The sequence below is a fragment of the Pseudactinotalea sp. genome (genome assembly GCF_048594945.1).
Classification (GTDB): Bacteria; Actinomycetota; Actinomycetes; order Actinomycetales; family Beutenbergiaceae; genus Pseudactinotalea.
On record NZ_JBMDXJ010000456.1, the window covers coordinates 1 to 2,722 of the forward strand.

Genomic DNA, 2,722 nt, shown 5'->3' on the forward strand with positions numbered 1-2,722 from the left:
CGGGTGGCCCGGTTGACGCCGAGCAGCAGCAGCCCCGTGGCCATCGGGTCGAGCGTGCCCGCATGACCCACCTTCTTGGTGCCGGCCAGACGACGAACCCGCGAGACGACGTCGTGAGACGTCATGCCCGCGGGTTTGTCGACCAGCACGACGCCGTCACCGACGCCGCTCATGTCTAGTCCTCGTCGGCAGCCGGCTCGGCCGGCTTGCGGTACGGGTCCGCCTCACCGGCGAAGGTCGCGCTCTCGCGCGCCTTCGCCAGCTCCGCGTCGCGTGCCGCGGCCTCGGAGAGGGCAGCCTCGAGATGGGCCGCCGTCTCCGGGACGGCGTCGAGCGTGAACTCCAGGGTGGGCGTGAGCCGCACACCGGTCTGCTTGCCGACCTCGGACCGGATCAGGCCGGTGGCCGAGGCGAGCGCGGTCGCCGAGTCCTCGCGCGCCTGCTCGTCACCCAGCACCGTGTAGAACACGGTCGCGTGCTGCAGGTCGCCCGTGACGCGCACCTCGGTCACCGTGACGAACCCCAGGCGAGGGTCCTTGACACGGGTGTCGAGCATGCGCGCCACGATCTCGTGGATACGCTCGGCGAGCTTGCGGGCTCGAGGGTGATCGGTCATCACTGCTCCTAGTCGCGGGGCTTCTCGCGGATCTCGAAGGTCTCGATGACGTCACCCTCGCTGACGTCCTTCTGCCCGAGACCGATACCGCACTCGAAGCCCTCGCGGACCTCGGTGACGTCATCCTTCTCGCGCCGCAAGGACTCGATCGTGAGGTTCTCGGCGAGCACCACACCGTCGCGCAGCAGGCGAGCCTTGCTGCCGCGGCGGATGATCCCCGAGCGGACGATCGAACCGGCGATGTTGCCGAACTTCGAGGACCGGAAGACCTGTCGGATCTCCGCAGAGCCGAGCTGGACCTCCTCGTACTCCGGCTTGAGCATGCCCTTAAGGGCTGCCTCCACATCCTCGATCGCCTGGTAGATGACCGAGTAGTACTTGACGTCGACGCCCTCGCGATCGGCCATCTCGGCGACTCGCGGTGCGGTGCGCACGTTGAACCCGATGATGACCGCGTTGTCCACGGTGGCGAGGTTGACGTCGTTCTGCGTGATCGCACCCACACCGCGGTGGATGATCCGCAGGTCGACCTCGTCGCCCACGTCGATCTTGAGCAGCGCGTCCTCCAGCGCCTCCACGGCACCGGACACGTCGCCCTTGAGCACGAGGTTGAGGGTCTCGACCTTGCCGGCCTCCAACGCCTGGGTGAAGTCCTCGAGCGAGACGCGCTTGCGGCGCTTCGCCAGCGTGGCGGCGCGCTCGGCGGCCTCACGCTTGTCGGCGATCTGCCGCGCAGTGCGGTCGTCCGGGGCCACCAGGAAGGAGTCACCTGCACGCGGGACCGAGGTCAGACCGAGCACCTGCACCGGCCGCGCCGGCAGCGCGACGTCGAGGTTCTCGCCGTGCTCGTCGAACATCGCACGCACACGGCCGTGGGCCGTTCCCGCCACGATCGAGTCACCCACGGCGAGCGTGCCGGACTCGACCAGCACCGTGGCCACGGCGCCGCGGCCACGGTCGAGGTTCGCCTCGACCGCCACACCGCGCGCCGCCTTGTCGGGGTTGGCGCGCAGATCGAGCGCCGCGTCCGCGGTCAGCAGCACCGCCTCGAGGAGGTCGTCGATGCCGATCCGCTGCTTGGCGGAGACGTCCACGAACATCGTGTCGCCGCCGTACTCCTCGGCCACCAGGTTGTACTCGGTGAGCTGAGCGCGGATCTTGTCCGGGCTCGCGCCCTCCTTGTCGATCTTGTTGACCGCCACGACGATCGGCACGTCGGCCGCCTGCACGTGGTTGATCGCCTCGACCGTCTGCGGCATCACGCCGTCATCGGCCGCGACCACCAGGATCGCGATGTCGGTGACCTTCGCACCGCGCGCACGCATGGCGGTGAACGCCTCGTGACCCGGGGTGTCGATGAAGGTGATCGCCCGGTCGGCGCCTTCGTGCTCGGCGTGCACCTGGTACGCACCGATGTGCTGGGTGATGCCTCCGGCCTCGTCCCCGGCCACGTCGGTGCGCCGGATCGCGTCCAGCAGCGCCGTCTTACCGTGGTCGACGTGACCCATCACGGTCACGACCGGCGGGCGCGCCTCGAGGTCGTCATCGCTCTCGGCGGCCACTTCGGCCTCGAGGTCGATGTCGAAGGACTCGAGCAGCTCGCGGTCCTCCTCCTCGGGCGAGACGATCTCGATCACGAAGCCGAGCTCGGCCCCGAGCGTCTGGAACGTCTCTTCGTCGAGCGACTGCGTGGCCGTGGCCATCTCACCGAGGTGGAACAGCACGGTGACCAGGCTCGCCGGGTTGGCGTCGATGCGGTCCGCGAAGTCGTTCAGCGAGGCGCCGGCTCGGATCCGGATGACGGTGTTGCCGTCACCACGGGGAACACTGACGCCGCCGATCGACGGCGCGCCCTGCTGCTCGAACTCGAGACGCTTCGCGCGCTTGCTCTTGCGGCCTCGTGCGGGGCGCCCACCGGCGCGACCGAACGCGCCCTGTGTGCCACCGCGGCCACCGCGGCCACCGCCGCGACCGCCGCCGAAGCCACCGCCGGCGCCAGGACCGCCGCCGGGGCGACCGCCGAAGCCGCCGCCACCGCCGCCGGGACCGCCGCCACCGGGACGACCGCGACCGCCGCCGGCGCCGCCGCGGGCGGGGGCGCCCGGG

2 protein-coding genes and 1 pseudogene are annotated in these 2,722 nt (G+C 70.6%); all 3 read right to left on the reverse strand.

The features are described from left to right. Positions 1 to 173: pseudogene (locus ACOJSN_RS20750) on the reverse strand (tRNA pseudouridine(55) synthase TruB); the annotation flags it as partial. Between the two features lie 2 nt (positions 174 to 175). Next, positions 176 to 616 (reverse strand): 30S ribosome-binding factor RbfA, encoded by a 441-nt coding sequence (rbfA, locus tag ACOJSN_RS20755; protein ID WP_420114381.1) that lies wholly within the window; start codon positions 614 to 616, stop codon positions 176 to 178. An 8-nt stretch (positions 617 to 624) separates the two neighbouring features. Next, on the reverse strand, positions 625 to 2,722 hold a 2,098-nt coding region (infB, locus tag ACOJSN_RS20760; protein WP_420114382.1), incomplete at its 5' end, for a translation initiation factor IF-2.

Bases quoted from the DNA above. Each gene is read 5' to 3' on its own strand.
- rbfA (WP_420114381.1), bottom strand. From the start codon at position 616: ATGACCGATCACCCTCGAGCCCGCAAGCTCGCCGAGCGTATCCACGAG.